14 protein-coding genes, 1 tRNA gene and 1 pseudogene are annotated in these 16,391 nt (G+C 61.9%); 6 read left to right on the top strand and 10 right to left on the bottom strand.

Features of this window, described 5'->3' with window-relative positions; translation table 11 throughout:
• Nucleotides 1-55: 55 nt before the first annotated feature.
• The 6 genes from HZ994_11125 to HZ994_11100 all read right to left on the bottom strand — a co-directional run bounded on the left by HZ994_11125 (nt 56) and on the right by HZ994_11100 (nt 5,679).
• Nucleotides 56-211 (bottom strand): small basic protein, encoded by a 156-nt coding sequence (locus HZ994_11125; GenBank protein QTN32856.1) that lies wholly within the window; start codon nt 209-211, stop codon nt 56-58.
• 110 nt (nt 212-321) lie between these two features.
• Nucleotides 322-1,056 (bottom strand): hypothetical protein, encoded by a 735-nt coding sequence (locus HZ994_11120; GenBank protein ID QTN32855.1) that lies wholly within the window; start codon nt 1,054-1,056, stop codon nt 322-324.
• Between the two features lie 133 nt (nt 1,057-1,189).
• Nucleotides 1,190-3,088 (bottom strand): tRNA uridine-5-carboxymethylaminomethyl(34) synthesis enzyme MnmG, encoded by a 1,899-nt coding sequence (gene mnmG / locus HZ994_11115; GenBank protein QTN32854.1) that lies wholly within the window; start codon nt 3,086-3,088, stop codon nt 1,190-1,192.
• An 81-nt stretch (nt 3,089-3,169) separates the two neighbouring features.
• On the bottom strand, nt 3,170-3,559 hold the full coding sequence (locus tag HZ994_11110; GenBank protein QTN32853.1) for a cytidine deaminase: 390 nt from the start codon (nt 3,557-3,559) through the stop codon (nt 3,170-3,172).
• Between the two features lie 94 nt (nt 3,560-3,653).
• Nucleotides 3,654-5,186 carry a PhoH family protein gene (locus HZ994_11105; GenBank protein ID QTN32852.1) on the bottom strand — a complete coding sequence of 511 codons (1,533 nt, stop codon included), beginning with the start codon at nt 5,184-5,186 and terminating at the stop codon, nt 3,654-3,656.
• Nucleotides 5,187-5,406: 220 nt separating this feature from the next.
• Complete coding sequence (locus HZ994_11100) at nt 5,407-5,679, bottom strand: hypothetical protein (protein QTN32851.1); 273 nt, start codon at nt 5,677-5,679, stop codon at nt 5,407-5,409.
• A gap of 80 nt (nt 5,680-5,759) precedes the next feature.
• Between HZ994_11100 and HZ994_11095 the strand changes: the two genes are divergently transcribed.
• From HZ994_11095 to HZ994_11080, 4 genes and pseudogenes are all read left to right on the top strand, one after another.
• The gene (locus HZ994_11095; protein QTN32850.1) at nt 5,760-7,010 is read left to right on the top strand and encodes an OmpA family protein; all 1,251 of its coding nucleotides are present in this window, start codon (nt 5,760-5,762) and stop codon (nt 7,008-7,010) included.
• A 104-nt stretch (nt 7,011-7,114) separates the two neighbouring features.
• Nucleotides 7,115-8,093, top strand: a pseudogene (gene rlmN / locus HZ994_11090) (23S rRNA (adenine(2503)-C(2))-methyltransferase RlmN).
• A gap of 36 nt (nt 8,094-8,129) precedes the next feature.
• Complete coding sequence (locus HZ994_11085; GenBank protein ID QTN32849.1) at nt 8,130-8,534, top strand: NINE protein; 405 nt, start codon at nt 8,130-8,132, stop codon at nt 8,532-8,534.
• A gap of 169 nt (nt 8,535-8,703) precedes the next feature.
• Nucleotides 8,704-8,776 (top strand) — tRNA-Ile (locus tag HZ994_11080).
• 35 nt (nt 8,777-8,811) lie between these two features.
• On the opposite strand, the gene HZ994_11075 is transcribed toward HZ994_11080, so the two are convergent.
• Together HZ994_11075 and HZ994_11070 are read right to left on the bottom strand one after the other, a co-directional pair.
• Entirely contained in the window at nt 8,812-9,516 is a 705-nt protein-coding gene (locus HZ994_11075) for an rRNA pseudouridine synthase (protein QTN32848.1), read from the bottom strand.
• Nucleotides 9,517-9,570: 54 nt separating this feature from the next.
• Nucleotides 9,571-10,407 carry a hypothetical protein gene (locus HZ994_11070; GenBank protein ID QTN32847.1) on the bottom strand — a complete coding sequence of 279 codons (837 nt, stop codon included), beginning with the start codon at nt 10,405-10,407 and terminating at the stop codon, nt 9,571-9,573.
• Nucleotides 10,408-10,634: 227 nt separating this feature from the next.
• On the opposite strand from HZ994_11070, the gene HZ994_11065 reads away from it, so the two are divergent.
• Both HZ994_11065 and HZ994_11060 read left to right on the top strand, forming a co-directional pair.
• Nucleotides 10,635-11,501, top strand: a complete 867-nt coding sequence (locus tag HZ994_11065; protein ID QTN32846.1) for a helix-turn-helix domain-containing protein — start codon at nt 10,635-10,637, stop codon at nt 11,499-11,501.
• 124 nt (nt 11,502-11,625) lie between these two features.
• Entirely contained in the window at nt 11,626-13,041 is a 1,416-nt protein-coding gene (locus HZ994_11060) for a hypothetical protein (protein QTN32845.1), read from the top strand.
• A gap of 174 nt (nt 13,042-13,215) precedes the next feature.
• Here the strand turns inward: HZ994_11060 and HZ994_11055 are convergent, their stop codons facing one another.
• Together HZ994_11055 and typA are read right to left on the bottom strand one after the other, a co-directional pair.
• Nucleotides 13,216-14,271, bottom strand: coding sequence for a hypothetical protein (locus HZ994_11055; GenBank protein QTN32844.1), 1,056 nt, complete (start codon nt 14,269-14,271; stop codon nt 13,216-13,218).
• A 214-nt stretch (nt 14,272-14,485) separates the two neighbouring features.
• Nucleotides 14,486-16,333 (bottom strand): translational GTPase TypA, encoded by a 1,848-nt coding sequence (typA, locus tag HZ994_11050; protein ID QTN32843.1) that lies wholly within the window; start codon nt 16,331-16,333, stop codon nt 14,486-14,488.
• Nucleotides 16,334-16,391: the final 58 nt, after the last annotated feature.

The following is a 16,391-nucleotide window of genomic DNA, read 5'->3' as shown; positions in this document are numbered from 1 at the left end:
TGTTGTATATCCGCACTGTAGGCGCGGAGATGGGAGCTTGCGGAATGACGAAGGGTTAACCCTCGTGCTTGGTCTTCGGAAGACCGATCGGGGACTTGCCCTGCTTCCATTCGCCTCGCTCCTTGAGCAGCTTGACGCGTTCAAAGCGCTTGAGGACGGAGCGTTTGCCGCCGACGGTGGCGTTTGACTTGAGTGAGTTGTGCTTGGACATCGTGGAAGCGGGGTTGGACGGTTGGGGGGCGGAAACTAGGCGGCTCCATGCTGCGTGGCAATCCGAAAATGGGGGTTTTTTTGGAAAAAATGGCAAGCCGACCCAAGCAGTCAGGCAAGGTTGCCCTTTGTTTCGGCGGGCTTGCCGTGGCTTTTGAGATGTAGCTTTGCATCCAGGATGATTTTTCCGGCGATGAGCAGCAGGAGCAGGAACACCGGGCTGCCGAGGAACGCGATGACGAATGCGCCGAAAAGGATGGCGATGTGCAGCACCACGATGCGCCCATAGGGTGCCTGCATGAGTGCCGGTGCGGACGTCCTGCGGAACTCGCCTTTCCCGATGAAGTTGGCGAAAAACGAGAACAGGTGGCTGATGATGACGGCCAGCACGAACCATTTCCCGCCACGCAGGGAAATTTCCGAGATCATGTCGCCGATGCCGTCTGAAGGGCTTCGTTTCATGTCCATCCCGCCTTCCGACCCTCCGAGCAGCACGAATACGAACATGCCATGGACGAAGCAGAACAACCCGTAGTGGAAGGTGAAAAACGGGATCAGGAAAAGCTTGATGCCGTGTCCAGTCGCGCGTTGGGCTGGCTTGCGCAGATAGCCCGGCATTTCCTCGCTCCCGCCTGGGGTTCCTCCCCCATGCCCGGCGGGTTCGCCAGCCGCCATGAGCATTTTCAGGACATTGAAAGCGCCGATGATGACGTTCTCGAACCAATACAGCGCCACGATCTCGAAAACGCTCCATCCCCAGAGCAGAACCCCGCCGACCGGGAGCAGGTTCGCGGCGATCAGGAGCAGTAGGGATGGGTTGGCGGAAATCGGGTTCGTCTTGGCCACTTACCATTGATGGCAGGTTTGGCGCCGCCGGGCAACCGGACATTTCCGCCACAACTACTATGGATGCAGTAGATAACGCCGCCTCCGTGCACCGGGCTGCTTTCGCTTGCGTCGCCCGGAAACCAACGCAACCTCATGGGCTGGCATCGGACAAAGGCGAATCCGCATCTGTGCGGCTGCGCTTTTCGAGCCAGATCACAAGGATCGCCAGATCCGCCGGGGTGATGCCAGGGATACGCCCCGCCTGCCCCACGGTCTGCGGGCGGATCTCCGAAAATCGGAGTTGGGCTTCCTTCTTCAGCGCGGGTATGGTTGCGAAATCAATGTCCTCGGGAATTCCCCTGCCCTCCTGCCGCGACATGCGTTCGATCTGCTGCTGCTGTCTGCCGAGGTGCCCCTCGTATTTGAAATCTGTCTCGATGAGCGGCCAGACATGATCGGGGAATTCTTTCCGAATCTCTGCGGGGAGATTTTCCCAACGGGACTCGGAGCGGCGGAACCAATGATCCAGCTTGAGCCCTTCGAAGACCGCTTGGCGGACGAAATCATCGGCACGCGCCAGATCAGACGCTTTTGATTTGACGCGACTCACCCGCTCCCCGGAGGCGAGCCCGATTTCGGCGGCCTTCGGCGTAAGGCGCAGATCGGCATTGTCCTGGCGAAGCAGGAGCCGGTATTCCGCCCGGCTCGTGAACATCCGGTAGGGCTCGGTGCATCCCTTGATAACGAGATCATCGACCATAACGCCAAGGTAAGCCTCGTCGCGCCCAAGCACGAAGGCGGGTTTCCCTTGCACCTTCAGTGCGGCGTTGGTTCCGGCGATCAGTCCCTGCCCAGCCGCTTCCTCGTAGCCGGATGTGCCGTTGATCTGGCCCGCGAAGTACAGCCCTTCCACCCGCTTCGTTTCCAGGGTCGGCTTGAGCTGGGTCGGCGGGCAATAATCATACTCCACCGCATAGCCGGGACGCAGGATCTCGCAGTTCTCCAAGCCTGGGATCGTGCGGAGGAAATTCAGCTGAACTTCATAGGGGAGTGAGGTGGAAACCCCGTTCACGTAGTACTCCAGCGTGTGCCGACCCTCCGGCTCCAGGAACACCTGATGTCGCTCCTTTTCTGCAAAACGCACCACCTTGTCCTCAATCGACGGGCAATAGCGCGGGCCCACCCCCTCGATCACACCGCAATACATGGGCGATTGGTCGAGGTTACCGGCGATGATTTCGTGGGTTTGCGGGTTTGTGTAGGTGATCCAGCACGGGATTTGTTCCACGTGGAACGTCGGGTCACCCCAAGGATTGAGGGTGAAGATGTCATCCCTGCCCTTTTCGATCCGATCCGCCATGAAGCTGAACGTAGGAACCGGGCTGTCCCCGTCCTGCCGTTCGCATCTGGAAAAGTCCAATGACCGGCCATTCAGGCGGCACGGGGTACCGGTCTTGAATCGCTCGACCTCGAAACCGAGTTGCTTGAGGGAATCGGAAACCGTCGAAGTGGCGTCCCCCATCCTGCCGCCTTTTTCATTCTTGAGGCCGACGTGCATCAGCCCACGCATGAAAGTCCCGGCGCTGAGGATCACGGATTTTCCCCAAATCTCCATCCCCAGCGAGGTGCGTATGCCTGTGATTCGGTCTTCGCCATCCACCAGGAGCTCGGCGACATTCCCCTGGTGTAGCTCTACCCCCTCCGCCCGCTCCATCTCCATCTTCATGCGAAACTGGTAGGCTTTCTTGTCGCACTGGGTGCGTGGCGCCCTGACCGAGGGACCCTTGGAGGCGTTTAGCATGCGCCACTGGATGCCGGTGGCATCGGTGTTGATCCCCATCGCACCACCCAAGGCATCGATTTCCCGAACCATGTGTCCCTTGGCGAGCCCCCCGATGGCCGGGTTGCATGACATTTGGCCTATCGTATCGAGATTCTGTGTAAGAACGGCCACTAGCGAACCAAGGCGTGAAGCCGCCAAGGCGGCCTCGACACCCGCATGGCCGGCGCCAATCACAATCACATCATACTCTTTCGGATACCGGAACATCTGCGGGGCGCGACCCTAAGCACGGCTACCTACGGGTGCAATCACGGACTCCATTGCACCCAAAAGTTCCACGTGGAACACCTACGGCCTATCTAGGATGCCCGTGCTGGCTCTGGGGAGCAGTTCATCCAGGGAAAATTCGATGCTTCCCGCATGATTCGCAAGGATCACGGTTTTGACGCCGAATTCCGCCAAGACCTGCCGACACGCCCCGCAAGGCGACACCGGTTCGGCCGTATCGGCCACCACAGCCACCATTTCGAATTCCCGCGCGCCCGCTGCAACCGCTGCGCCGATCGCCACCCGTTCGGCGCAATTCGTCAACCCATAGGAGATGTTCTCGACATTGCAGCCGGCAAACACCCGCCCATCGCTGGCCAACAAAGCCGCCCCGACCTGGAAATCCGAGTATGGCGCGTAGGCCATATCCCGCGCTTTCCACGCAGCTGCGATGAGATTCTCGGTTGTCATGGTTGGTGGGTTTCCGGGCAAATGCTATGATCAGGTATCAGCGTGGGCTCTCCACAATCGGATGGCAGGCACTGGTCGGGTATCCCAAGGAGTTTTACATCAGCTGCGCCCCCGCCTCGGCAAGCTCTGAGCGTTCTCCCCGGTTCAAGGCAACGTGGGCTGTGAATGGCTGGCCCTTGAGGCGGTTGCGGGTGTAAACCAGGCCGTTGCTGCGGCTGTCCACGTAGGGATTGTCGATCTGCGCAGGATCTCCGACGAGCACCAGCTTCGAGTCCCTCGACATGCGGGTGACGATGGTCTTCGCCTCCTGCGGGGTAAGCTGCTGCGCCTCGTCGAGGATGAAGAAGCGGTTCGGGATCGAGCGGCCGCGGATGTAGCAGAGGGCTTCGATTTCCAGGATCCCCTGCTCCATGAGCATCTCGTAGGGCTTTTTCGGCGGCAGCCCGCCCGCGTTGGGCTTGGCCTGCTTGCGCTTGGGGCCGAGCGGGAGGTTGGGGCGCATCAGCAGGTCGAGCGCATCATGGATGGGCTGGAGCCAGGGGCGCATCTTCTCATCGAGCGAGCCGGGCAGGAATCCGAGCTGATCCCCCATCGAGACGACCGGGCGGCTGACGGTGATGCCGTTGTATCTGCGGTTGAACATCTCATGCAGTCCGGCGGCGACGGCGACCAGGGTTTTTCCCGTTCCCGCATGTCCATAGCAGGTGACGAGGGAAATGTCCGGGTTGAGGAGGGCGTCGATCAGGCAGCGCTGGCCGAGGTTGAGCGGCTTGAGCGTCTGGCCGTCGGGGATTTTCAGGACTTCGGGTATATTCAGCCGGACGAAGCAGCCGCTGAAATGCAGGCGCGCGGGCATTGTCTGTTTCTCGCCGCAGGAGAGCAGGACGTATTCATTGGTGGCGATCCCGGCAGAACGCTCCGGCCCCAGCGTGATCTCCCCGCTGCTGGCGAAGCGGTGCAGCTCTGCGGTATCGACCTCGACACGGCGGACATCGTAGTTCGAGACCTCGCGGGCATCGACCTTATCATTGAGGTAGTCCTGGCACTCGATACTGACGGCGCGCGCCTTGAGCTGGAGGTTGATGTCCTTGGTGACGAGAGCGACCTGGCCGTCCGGATTGTATTGCTTGAGCAGGAAGCAGGCGGCGAGGATGCGGTGATCGACGCGCTCGCGGTCGGGGAAAATCCGGTAGAATTGCTTGAGTTGCTCGGAGTTGTCCGGGCATGCGGAGGGATCGTAGATGACCAGGCGGATGGTTCCCCCGCCCTCGGTGGGAACGCCTCCAGTTACTACGTTTGCAGTAGCAAATATGTCGGTGAGCCGGCGGTGCACGCGGCGGGCGTTCGCTCCGCGCTCGGATTGCTCGCCCTTGAACTTGTCGAGCTCCGCGAGGACATCGACGAGTATGCAGATGTGGTTTTCCTTGAAACGCTCAAGGCAAGCGGGGTCATGCAGGAGGACATTGGTGTCGAGCACGTAGTTCTTTCCCTGCTTCGATGGTGCCTTGAGGCCGAATTCCTCGATGGCCTTGCTGGCGGCGGAGGATCGCCGGGTTTTTCTCGGGACCGAAACGGCGGGTGATTCTTCGAACAGGGCGGGTTGCATGGACACGATGCTGGGGTTCATTGGTTAGGGGTTGGCGGGTGATGAGGGCACGAGGATCCCTTGGGGAAACATCCAAGGGAGAGGCCGTGAGGGCAGCAGGAAGGGCTGTCTGCGGCGTTTTCAGGGTCACCGGAAGGCGACCGACTGACATCTTTTTTGTCAAGATATCCGAACTATCCACCTTTGCCGCCGGATGACAACAGCTAAATGCGGGATGGCCGGAATTTCCGGGGAAGCGGCCTCAGCCCTTGAGAGAGCGCTCGGCCTCAAGCCAGTCGCTGTCGTCATCGCCGGGAAGCCCCAGCTCCATGCGACGGCGGTAATTCAGGTAGGCTGCCTTTGCGACGGCATCCAGGGATGGGGCGGCTTTCTTTTCGGCAACCGCGTTTTTCGCGGGGGCTTTTTTCGCAACGGCCTTCACGGCGGTTTTTTTGGCAGGCGTTTTCTTGGCTGTGGCTGGTTTCACGGCGGCCTTCTTGGCCGTCACCTTCTTGGTTGTTTTCTTCGCAGGCATAATTATGTCGGGGATGAGTTGTTGGCTAAGCACTTTCAATGCCGTGCCCCGCATATGCGGTTTTTTCCGGGATTGCCAGCATGAATCCATGGCTTATCATGGATGGCATGGAGCAGGACTATCGCTGGAGCGACATGCGCGATACCGGCGGCTATCGTTTGCCGGGGCCGGAACATCTGGGGCGCTGGGCGACGGCGGCCATGCTGGTATCCATACTGCTGCATGTATTGGTCTTCTTCGCCCTGGATCACGTCAAGGTCGCGCTCGGCATTTCCGTGGCGGAGGATCTTTCCACGGGGCCGATCAATGTCCGGCAGGTGGAGGTGAAGCCCTATGAGCCGGAGCTTGCCCTGCCGCCGGAGGAAAGCATCACCCCGCCCGCGGAATCCGCAGCCCTGCTGGAGGAGGTCGATCTCCTCGAGTTGCTGCCGGAGGATGTGGAAATCGACATCGCGCCTAGCATCACCGATCCCGAATACGCCCTGAAAATGTCCAACCCCCTCGCCGAGGGAGAGCTGGATGCACCCGACACCAAGCTTTCCTCGGATTTCGAGATCAGCTCAGACCTCCCGGAGCTGGGCCGCATGGAGACCGAGCTGAGCCCGGCCGCACTGGGCCAGATCACGGTCGATCCCGGCGCGGTGAACGTGGACGACACGGAGCTGAAATCCTTCACCGACGAACTCATCAAGCAAGGCAACAACGGCCTTGTGGACAATGGCAAGCTCGATGGCATCGAGTCCCTCGACCAGCTCCTCGACCTCCCGCCCAACCTTCTCCTTTCCAAGAAAACCCTACTGCCCAGCGACCTGCTCTTCGAGTTCGGCCGCGCGGAACTGCGCGATAGCGCAAAGGTCGGCCTGATGAAGCTCGCGCTCCTCATGGACAGGAACCCCTCCCTCTACTGCTGGATCGAGGGGCACACCGATCTCATCGGCGGGGACGAGGCGAACATCATCCTCTCCCAACAGCGTGCGGAGGCGGTGAAAACGTATCTCGTCGAGTCCATGCGCATGAATCCCGAGCGCATCATCACGCGCGGCTTCGGGAAAACCCAGCCGCTCGTGGCGGGAGGCGATGCGGATGCCCAGGCGCCGAACCGCCGGGTGGAAATCCGCATGAGAAAAACCCCGCCCACCGACCAGCCGATCAAGGTGACCCCGAAGGCAAGGCCAGTGGAGGAGGAGACGGTTCCGCCCAAGGCGATCCTGATCAAGCCGAATGTCCCCGCCCCGCCGAGGGCAATGCCTGTCCCGGAGCCACCCGCCATACTGCGGGCGCAGCCGGTGGAAGAACCGCCCCCGCCCCGCGCCCTGCCAGTCGAGCCGTGAAGATTTCTGGAACCTCGCTGCTGGGGCTCGGTTTTGGCGAGCTCGCGGATCTGCTCTGCAAGGATGGCATTCGCGCCCACCATGCCAAGGAGCTTTGGGGAAACATGCACCGCAAGGCGATCCCGGATCCATCCTCCGTCACCCACTCACCTCCCCTCGCGAGATGGGTTGCCGCCAATCTGGGCGACGGCAAATCCCATTTCATCGACCTCCCGGAGCAGGTGGACGAGATCGCCAGCAGCGATGGGCTGACGCGGAAGTTCCTGCTGAAACTTGCCGACGGCCAGGTGATCGAAACCGTGCTGATGGGATATGAAAACCGCTTCACCGCCTGTGTCAGCTCGCAGGCAGGCTGCGCGATGGGTTGCGTATTCTGCGCCACCGGGCAGATGGGTTTTGTCCGCCACCTCACCGTCGGCGAGATCGTCGCCCAGGTGTTGCACGTGCGCCGCGCCCTTGCCGCGAGCCATCCGCACCGCCGCCTCCGCAACCTCGTCCTCATGGGCATGGGTGAGCCGCTGCACAACTACGATGCGGTGATGAAAGCGATGGACATCGTCTCCCACACCGGCGGCTGCTCCATCGGCCCGTCGAGGATCGCGGTCAGCACGGTGGGCTATGTCCCGAACATCCTTCGCATGGCGGAGGAAAATCGCCCCTATCGTCTCGCCGTCAGCCTTCACGGCTCCACCGAGGAGGAACGCTCCGCGCTCGTCCCGGCGAGCAAAAAATGGGATCTGGAAACGCTCATCGCCGCCTGCCGCACCTATGGAGAGACCACCGGCAAGAAGATCTTCTTCGAATGGACGCTCATCGCCGGGAAAAACGATACGGTGGAAACCGCCCGGCGGCTTGCGGCCCTGCTGGACGGCATTGAGAGCCATGTGAACCTGATCCCGCTCAACCCCACCATGAAGCTACGAGGGACGTAGTAGTTCATCCGGGCTCCGTTTCCAGGAGACCCTCCGCGCCGCCGGCATTCCCTGCACCTTCCGACAGCGCCGAGGCATCGACGTGGCGGCGGGTTGCGGGATGCTCAAGGCGGACAGGCTGCGGAAAGCCGGGGGACGCAGCGATTTTTAGGATCGCACCCGCCCGGGCTATTCCTATCCTGGGGGCATGCCAGATGCCAAAGCGCCAACCCACAGCACCGGTCTAGGATACATCATGTGGGTCTTCGGATTCATCGGGATCCACCGCTTCTACTACGGGAAGCCCGCCACCGGCATCCTCTGGATGCTCACCGGCGGCTTGCTGCTAATCGGCTGGATCGTGGATCTTTTCCTCATCCCCTCCATGGAAAGGCAGGCGGCGGGCAGATACGCGGCGGGCAAATACGATTATTCGGCAGCCTGGCTGCTCCAGCTTTTCCTAGGCCTCCTGGGCATTCACCGCTTCTACCTCGGGAAAATCCCCACCGGCATCCTCTGGCTCCTCACCGGCGGACTCTTCGGCCTCGGCTGGATCTACGATTTCTGCACGCTCAACGGCCAGGTGGACGAGAGGAACCGGGCGACCGATTGAATCCGCCCCAGATACCCCCCGTGCGTCCGGCCCTCTCCAGAGACGGCAAGCACACGACATCGCGGCCACCCGCCCGGCATGAGCCGTCCGCTCCGAACTAAGCGAGCTTCGGCCTTGCACCCGGCCGTTGACCCGGTCAAAGCTTGTCCCGCGTCCCGGCGCAGGAAAAGGGGCTGTAGCTCAGCGGTTAGAGCAGGGGACTCATAATCCTTTGGTCGTGGGTTCAAACCCCACCGGCCCTACTTTTTCCGGGTGGCCGCAAAGTGCGAGTCTCCGGTCATTTGCCGAAGATCGCGGCTTTTTCCTCCGGGGAAAGCGGGCGCCACTCACCTTCCGCGAGTTCCTCCGGCAGCTTGAGCCCACCTATGGAAATCCGCTTGAGGGCTAGCACATGGTTCCCCACGGCGGCGAACATGCGCCGCACCTGGTGGTATCGGCCTTCGTGCAAGGTGACCAGCGCCTCCCTTTCACCAAGCGCCTCGAAGCCCGCCGGGAGCAGCGGCTTCGCATCGCTTTCAAGCAGCAGCTCGCCGGAGCCGAAGCGTTCGCCCTCGCTCCCGGAAAGCGGCCTGTCCAGAACGGCGTGATAGACTTTCAGGCAGCCGGACTTCGGGTGTATGACCTGGTGGAGGAATTTCCCGTCATCGCTCATCAGCAGCAGCCCGGTGGTGTCCTTGTCGAGGCGGCCGACGGGGTTGAGCCCCGGGTTCCGCTTGGAAAACCTGGGCGGCAGCAGATCATAGACCGTATCGCCGGGATCCTCGGTGCTGCATGTGAAGCCGGCGGGCTTGTTGAGCGCGATCAAGAGCGGCGCCTGCGGATCGAGCGCCTCCCCCGCCACCAGGACCTTCTCCGCGCCTGGAAAATCCTTGGCGCCGAGGATGTTTCCCTCGCGATCCGTCACCGCCCCGCTGCGGATCAGCCTGTCCGCCTCCTTGCGCGAGCCGTAGCCGAGGTTTGCCAAAAGTTTCACCAGTTTCATCCGCGCGAGGCTATCAGGGTTTTACGCGGTGATGCGAACTTTCTCCGCGATCCCTCAGCGGCCCGTGCCGAGCGCGGCCATCGCAGCGGCCAGCTCCGCATCGCCGAGCGGCCTTTCCCAGATCAGCAGACGGGAGATGGCGCCGTCGAAGGATTCCTTGCCGGGGTGCTCGATGGCATCGCGTTCCTGGCCGACGGCCATCCGGGACGGGTTCGCCGCGGGATCGACGGGGAAATCCGCGGTGGCCACTGCGGTCGGGGAGTTCACGAAGAGCGAGAGTTTCACGGTGCCTGTGCCGGCATCCATGCGCCCGGCGATGACATGAAATTTCCCCTTCTCCAGCATCGGGCCGGAGAGCTTGGGGTTGTTCTTATCGAAGCGCCCGAAGGATTTCCCGTTCCTCGCTCCCCACCAGACGGTGTTGTCGTCGTCGAGGCAACCCCAGATGCCCTCGTACATTCCCCCGTTGCGGAGGTTTCCGAAAAACGAATTCACGTCTTTGAGCCCGACGCGCTGTTCCATCACGGAGATGACGGCGATCCAGGTGTGACCCTTGCCCGTGGTGAGGCCGTCGAAGGCATCCTCGTCCATGGCGACGAGTTCCTGCTGGCGGAAAACGAGAGCCGCCCTCCCGTCCGATGTTTCCAGGGAAGGGCGCCCGCTGCCCGCCACTTCCCTGCCCTCGTCCCGCTTCACGAAAACCATCCCCGGATGGGCCGGCGCCTGGTTTTTCCATGCAGCCGCCCGATTGCCATCCTCAAGCACGACACCCTTGGAGGCATCGAGATCGAGGACAAGGCCTGCGGCGGGCGGTTGCGCCTTCTCCTCCGCCCGGGCGGAGCCCGCGAACAATGCAGCCGAAAGGGATACCGCTATGAGTGACTGGTTCATGCCTACATACCATCCTTCCTGCACCAGCTCGCACAAGCAAGAACGTGAAAGAGGCTCCGCCTGACAAGGCCACCGTGCATTCCTGCGACACCGTGTTCGTCTCGCTGCCGAAGAAAACGCGGGAAGCGCTTTCCTGAGTTGCGGTCTCCGGGAATGATGCGAGAGATCGAATCCCGCGCTCACGTTTGCTTCCCTAAGCCGCGTGCTGTTGTTACGGTTGCAGCTGCATGAGATGGACTCGGGATGACAGGCTGCCAAACCCGTTGGAAAAACTGGGGATGGGGCTGGGCTTTTTCCGCCGCTACGCTGACTCCTTCTGGCAGGCCACCGGAATGGAGCTGGATCTGGTCTATGCGGACGGCGAGCCGTGGGAGAGTGTTGCCAGCCGGGTGAGAGGGGATTTCTGCAGAAATGTCGCGCTTGATCCTGGCAAGGCCGAGCTTTGCCGGAACTGCTTCCGCAACGCCTGCCAATTGGCCCGGGGAAAAGACGGTTTCCATACGGTGGATTGCCATGCGGGGCAGAGGTTTTCCGTCCGTCCGATCGGCGAGATTGGCGGCGCGGGCGTCCTGCTGCTGACCGGCCGTGTGACGGCAGGTGCGCGGCGGAAAACGGCTGAAGATAGCGCCGGAAAGCAAACCGTCCCGCAAAGCATCAAGACGCAGGAAGCTTACAGGGGGGCGCTGGATCTGATCGGCATCACACTGCCTTACCTGCGCATCCGCCTCGATGTCGACCTGCTGTTGGCCGCCCGCGAATTCCCTCCCATGGTGCGAAAGGCCTGCCAGTATGTGGATGATCATTTCCAGGAAAACATCAGCGTGGCAGGCGTGGCGCTGGCATGCGGAGTGAGCGAGGATTACCTTTCCCACACATTTTCCAAATGCACGGGCAATCCCCTGAGCCGATACATCGCGGCGGTCCGCATAGGCCATGCAATGTACCTGTTGCAGGATGAGAAACCCGGTATCGCGGAGATCGCCTTCGAGGTGGGCTTCGGGTCGCTCTCGCAGTTCAACCGGACATTCCGGGCGCTCCGTGGAATGGCTCCGGGAGAGTTCCGGCGCCAGGAGCGCGAAGGCTCAGGGAAATAAGCGGATTTCGCCCAGTGACCGAACGGCAGGTGCGTGGTTTCCCCGCCCGCCGGGGGGTATTGTCATCCACGCCATGTCGCTGGAGAGCGCCCCGGCATGGTGCTGAACCAACCCGCTGAACGCCATGAAAACCCCCTTTGAAATCCGCCAATTCTTTTTCCCCAAGTCACCGCCCACCCTCAGGTTGCTTGGAGCTGCCGGGCTTCTGTTTCTCCTTCCGGCACCCAAGGTTATTGCACAATTCACCCCCGGTGCGGGCGGGGCGGTTCCGGCGCTCCCGGAACTCAAGGAACCCGGCAGCTCCATCACCAGCCTGTGGGTTTCCCAGAGTGACAGGGAGAACCTCCATTTCTCCTCGGGGAACGAACCCACCCTGGATCTCAAGTTCGATTCGCCTGCCAGCTACGGGGCCACGGCCTTCGATCTCCAGAAATCCCCGGACGGCATCAACGGCTGGGAGACGCTTCACACCACGTTCAGCGCGGCGCAGGACAACTTCAGCTTCAATCCGGGCGGCTACTTTTTCTTCCGCCTGCTTGTCCACGGCGGCCCGCGCGACGGGCAGGTTTCCAATGTGGTGGAGGGTGAGATCACCTTGTTTCCCACCCAGGTTTCCTTCTGGAGCATCGGCAACAACTGGGTCTTCGGCGGCCCGAACGCCCCGTGGCTCGGGCACGGCCTGATCGCCGCTTTCCAGGCGAGGAATCTCAGCGACAGCAGCCAGATCACCGGCGGCTTCGATTTCCAGTGGTATCGCCGCAATCCTCAAACCGGGGCGCTCGTCGCCATTCCGGGAGCCACCGGTGACACCTACACCACCACGGAGGACGATCTGGGCGGATACCGGCTGGTCTGCCGTGGCACGGGCGATGGCCAGACAGTCGGCGGCTTTGCCCAGGTGATGGCGGGCGAACCCGTCCTGATTTTCAACAGGGCGGAGGCCGCCACCGTCACCCGCAGCGGATTCACGCTGAACCTTTTCAAAAGCGTTCCCTCGCTGGCTCCCGGGGATCTCAGGCTTTCCTACTGGGACGGCTCCGCGGAGGCGGAAATTCCGGTTTCATCGGTCACCGCGCGCCCGGGCAACGCCGTGTTCGATATTGTCGTAACCGTTCCTGCCGCAGTCACGGATGCATATCTTGAAAACAACTCCCTGGTCTGGGGGATAGGCTCCCAGTTCGGCGACGGAGAATTCGCCCACCAGATGCCGGGGCTTTCCATCACCTTCCCCAATGCTGCCGGCCCGACCTTTGGGGAGTGGGCGGATGAGACCGGTATCCCGGCCGACCGCCGCGACCCGCTGGATCGCAAATCTACCGCTGATGGTGCAGAACCTTCTGGCCTATGCGATGGGGCTCAATCCCATGACCGCCACGAAAGACGACATGCCGGAAACCGCCAGCCCCGATCCGGTTGCCGGAACCATCCACCTGATCTACCGGCGCGCCAAGAACCCCAAGGATGCCACGCTCACCCCTCGGTTCTCGACGGACCTGAGCCGCTGGTCGTCTGCGAATGTCGTCTCCGAAACCATCCTTGAGGACGGCGGTGACTGGGAAAAGGTGGATGCCACCATCGAGTTCGAGCCCGGCCCGGCGGCTTACTTCAATTTCGCCGCCGAGCAGAATCCATAGGGATTTATGCGAATCCATGGGGAAAAGCGAATGGAGCGCCTCATGCCGAGGGGTGGGCGGGCAGCATCCGGGTCGCCGGATCAGCCTACTTTCCCGAAGAACATCGTGAACTCCTGCCGGTTGTAGGTCAGGTGGGTGCGGGCGATGAGGAAGAAGCCGTTTTGTGCGGCGATGGAGAGCACGTCTTTCTCCAGCACATCGATTTCCGCGATCGTTCTCGCCCCGGTTGTTTTCAGCGTGAAAGCAACCAACCCGCCCGGGTTCAGGAAATCCTTGAGGCGGGTGGCGTGGCTGATCGCCTGGCGGGGGTCGCCGTTCATATCGGAAAGGATTGCATCGTAGCGGATGCCGCGCGGCGGAACGAACTCCGCAACATCCTCGCGCAGGAAACTAAGGTTGCGGTGGTTGGCGAGGCGGGGATCGAGCGGGGCGCGGTCGATGGCGGAGACTTCGTAGCCGCGCTTCAGGAGCTCGGAGGTCATCCCGCCGGGGCTGGCGCCAAGCTCCAGCCAGTGAGCGCTTACCGGCGGCAAGGGGCGGTGCATGGAAAGGAAATGCAGTCCCTCGGCGATCTTCGCCCCGGCGCGACTGACCGCATCCTGCGCTCCCTGCGCGATGAATTTCGTCCCGCCCGGATGCAGCCCGCCCGCATCGAGGGGGCTGAAGATGCCGCAATACAAGCCTTCCTTGCCGACGAGGCAGAATAGGGTTTCCTTGTTTGGATTTTGCTCCTCGGCGGTTTTCGGAGAGCTTTCGGGGAGGTCGAAGACCTGCAAGGCACGGCCACGGAAATTCGAGGCGAGGGCTTTGTAGTACTGTTTGGTGGAGCCGGGATCGAGCCTGCCCACGAGCAAGGTCTGCGGGTTGCGGCCCTCGAATTTGTAATAGACCGTCTGCGCGGCTTTTTCGATGAAGCCGTCCATCTTTTCCGGATTGCAGGGCCACGAGTGCTCCACCGGGATGTGCCAGCGGATGAAACGCGCGGCGGGCGAATCACGGATCGCCTCCGGGGTTTCCGTTTGGAAAAGGAAATACTCGGTGCCGAGTTTTTTCACCTTGTCCGCGCCGAGAATGCCGAGAATTTCCGGGACAAGGCCGGAAAACACTTCGGAGATGCGGATGAGGTGGGTGGTCATGGGAGAAGTGCCGAGTGATCAGTGAGCGGTGATCAGTGGAAGACCTTGCTTGTGCTGAAGAGGAACCGCGGATGGACGCGGGTCAACACGTATCGGATTCTTGTGGCTTTGGTTGCGGCTAAGAATTCTAACCGCCAAGGCAGAAAGGCCGACTAAAGCAAGCGGTTCGCTGCTGAACGCTTCCTTGGGAGTTGGAGATTGAGATTTGAAAGTTTCACTTCCCGCGATTGCTGCGGTCTTCGCCCTTGATGCCTTTCGCGGCGCGCTTGCGGGCACCCTCGTCGAGCAGGCGCTTGCGCAGGCGGATGTTCTGCGGGGTCGCTTCCACGAGCTCGTCCGCATCGATGTATTCGATGGCGCGCTCCAGCGAGAAACGGATGGGTGGGGAGAGCTTGGAGGTCTTGTCCTTGCCGGAGGAGCGCATGTTGTCGAGGTGCTTCTCCTTTACGGGGTTGACCGGCATGTCCCCGACGCGCGGGTTTTCCCCGACGAGCATGCCGCCGTAGATCGCGTCGTTGGCTCCGACGAAGAGGGTGCCGCGATCCTCGAGCGCCTGCAGGGAGTAGGTGGTTGCGACACCGGAATCCATCGAGACGAGCGTGCCCGTGGTGCGGGTGACGATCTCCCCGGCATGCGGGCCGTATTCGCGGAAAAGGTGGGACATGATGCCGTGGCCGGAGGTGAGGTTGACGATTTCCGTTTCGAAGCCGATCAGGCCGCGGGTCGGGATGAGGGCGGTGATGAGGGTCTCGCCGGAGGGCTCGGTCTCCATGTTCTCCATCTGGCCCTTGCGGTTGATGAGGAGCTTCAGGATGCCCTGGGCGTATTCGCCGGGCGACTCGATGTAGAGGGTCTCGAAGGGCTCGAGGAGCTTCCCGCTCTCGTCGCGGCGGTAGATCACGGTCGGGCGGGAAACGCAGAGCTCGAATCCTTCGCGGCGCATGGTTTCCACGAGCACGGCGATCTGCATCGCGCCGCGGGCGGAGACGTTGAAGACGCCCGCCTGGTCGGTGTCCTCGACCTGGAGCGAGACGTTGGTCTTCACCTCGTGCATGAGGCGGTCGCGGATCGCGCGTGAGGTGACGTGCTTGCCTTCCTTGCCGGCCAGCGGGCCGTCGTTGATGGAGAACTCCATGGAAATGGTTGGAGGATCGATTTCCACGAAGGGAAGGGCTTCCTGCTCCTTGGTGGCGGCGAGGGTCTCGCCGATGTCGATGTTCTCGATGCCGGCCGCTATGCCGACGATGCCGCCCGCGCCGCAGCCTTCCGAGTCCTCCGTGGCGAGGCCGGAGTAGGTGAAGGTCTTCATCACCTTGGACTGCTGCGAGGTGCCGTCCTTGCGGTGGAGCCAGATGGTGTCGCCCTTCTTCACGGAGCCGCCGAGGACTTTGCCAACCGCCACGCGGCCGACGAAGCTGTCCCACTCGATGTTGGAGACGAGCATGTGGAAAGGGGCCTCCGGATCGGCGGCTGGCTCGGGGATGAACTCGACGATTTTTTTCAGGAGCGGGATGCAGTCCTTCCGTTCGTCATCGGGATGATCCATGAAGTAGCCGTCGCGGGCGGAGCCGTAGCAGAACGGCGCGTTGAACTGTTCCTCGGTGGCGTCGAGGTCTAGGAAAAGCTCAAGCACCTGGTCGTGTACCTTGAGCGGATTGGAAAGCGGGCGGTCGATCTTGTTGACGACGACGATGGGCTTGAGGCCTTCGGCGAGAGCCTTGCGGAGCACGAAGCGCGTCTGCGCCTGCGGGCCGCCCGCGGCGTCCACGACGAGGAGAACGCCATCGACCATTTTCATGACGCGCTCGACCTCGGCCCCGAAGTCGGCGTGGCCGGGGGTGTCTACGATGTTGATCGTGTAGCCTTCCCAGAGGATGGCGGTGTTCTTGGCCTTGATGGTGATGCCTTTTTCGCGCTCAAGATCCATGGAATCCATGGCGCGCTCCTGGGTGGCCTGGTTCTCACGGTAGGTGCCGCCGGCTTGCAGGAGTTGGTCGACGAGGGTGGTTTTGCCGTGGTCAACGTGGGCGATGATGGCGAGGTTGCGGATCTTGAGTGACATAAAATATGGTGCCGGACGGCTTTGGGGGCGGGGCTATGGAGGGTTTTTCCCGCGATGG

The sequence above is a fragment of the Akkermansiaceae bacterium genome (assembly GCA_017798145.1).
In the GTDB taxonomy this organism is placed as follows: Bacteria; Verrucomicrobiota; Verrucomicrobiia; order Verrucomicrobiales; family Akkermansiaceae; genus Luteolibacter.
Note: the sequence above shows the minus strand (reverse complement) of the source record. Positions and strands in the feature narration are given on the sequence as shown.

Bases quoted from the DNA above. Each gene is read 5' to 3' on its own strand.
- HZ994_11125 (QTN32856.1), bottom strand. From the start codon at position 211: ATGTCCAAGCACAACTCACTCAAGTCAAACGCCACCGTCGGCGGCAAA.
- mnmG (QTN32854.1), bottom strand. From the start codon at position 3,088: ATGTTCCGGTATCCGAAAGAGTATGATGTGATTGTGATTGGCGCCGGC.
- HZ994_11110 (QTN32853.1), bottom strand. From the start codon at position 3,559: ATGACAACCGAGAATCTCATCGCAGCTGCGTGGAAAGCGCGGGATATG.
- HZ994_11105 (QTN32852.1), bottom strand. From the start codon at position 5,186: ATGAACCCCAGCATCGTGTCCATGCAACCCGCCCTGTTCGAAGAATCA.
- HZ994_11100 (QTN32851.1), bottom strand. From the start codon at position 5,679: ATGCCTGCGAAGAAAACAACCAAGAAGGTGACGGCCAAGAAGGCCGCC.
- HZ994_11095 (QTN32850.1), top strand. From the start codon at position 5,760: ATGAATCCATGGCTTATCATGGATGGCATGGAGCAGGACTATCGCTGG.
- HZ994_11085 (QTN32849.1), top strand. From the start codon at position 8,130: ATGCCAGATGCCAAAGCGCCAACCCACAGCACCGGTCTAGGATACATC.
- HZ994_11075 (QTN32848.1), bottom strand. From the start codon at position 9,516: ATGAAACTGGTGAAACTTTTGGCAAACCTCGGCTACGGCTCGCGCAAG.
- HZ994_11070 (QTN32847.1), bottom strand. From the start codon at position 10,407: ATGAACCAGTCACTCATAGCGGTATCCCTTTCGGCTGCATTGTTCGCG.
- HZ994_11065 (QTN32846.1), top strand. From the start codon at position 10,635: ATGAGATGGACTCGGGATGACAGGCTGCCAAACCCGTTGGAAAAACTG.
- HZ994_11060 (QTN32845.1), top strand. From the start codon at position 11,626: ATGAAAACCCCCTTTGAAATCCGCCAATTCTTTTTCCCCAAGTCACCG.
- HZ994_11055 (QTN32844.1), bottom strand. From the start codon at position 14,271: ATGACCACCCACCTCATCCGCATCTCCGAAGTGTTTTCCGGCCTTGTC.
- typA (QTN32843.1), bottom strand. From the start codon at position 16,333: ATGTCACTCAAGATCCGCAACCTCGCCATCATCGCCCACGTTGACCAC.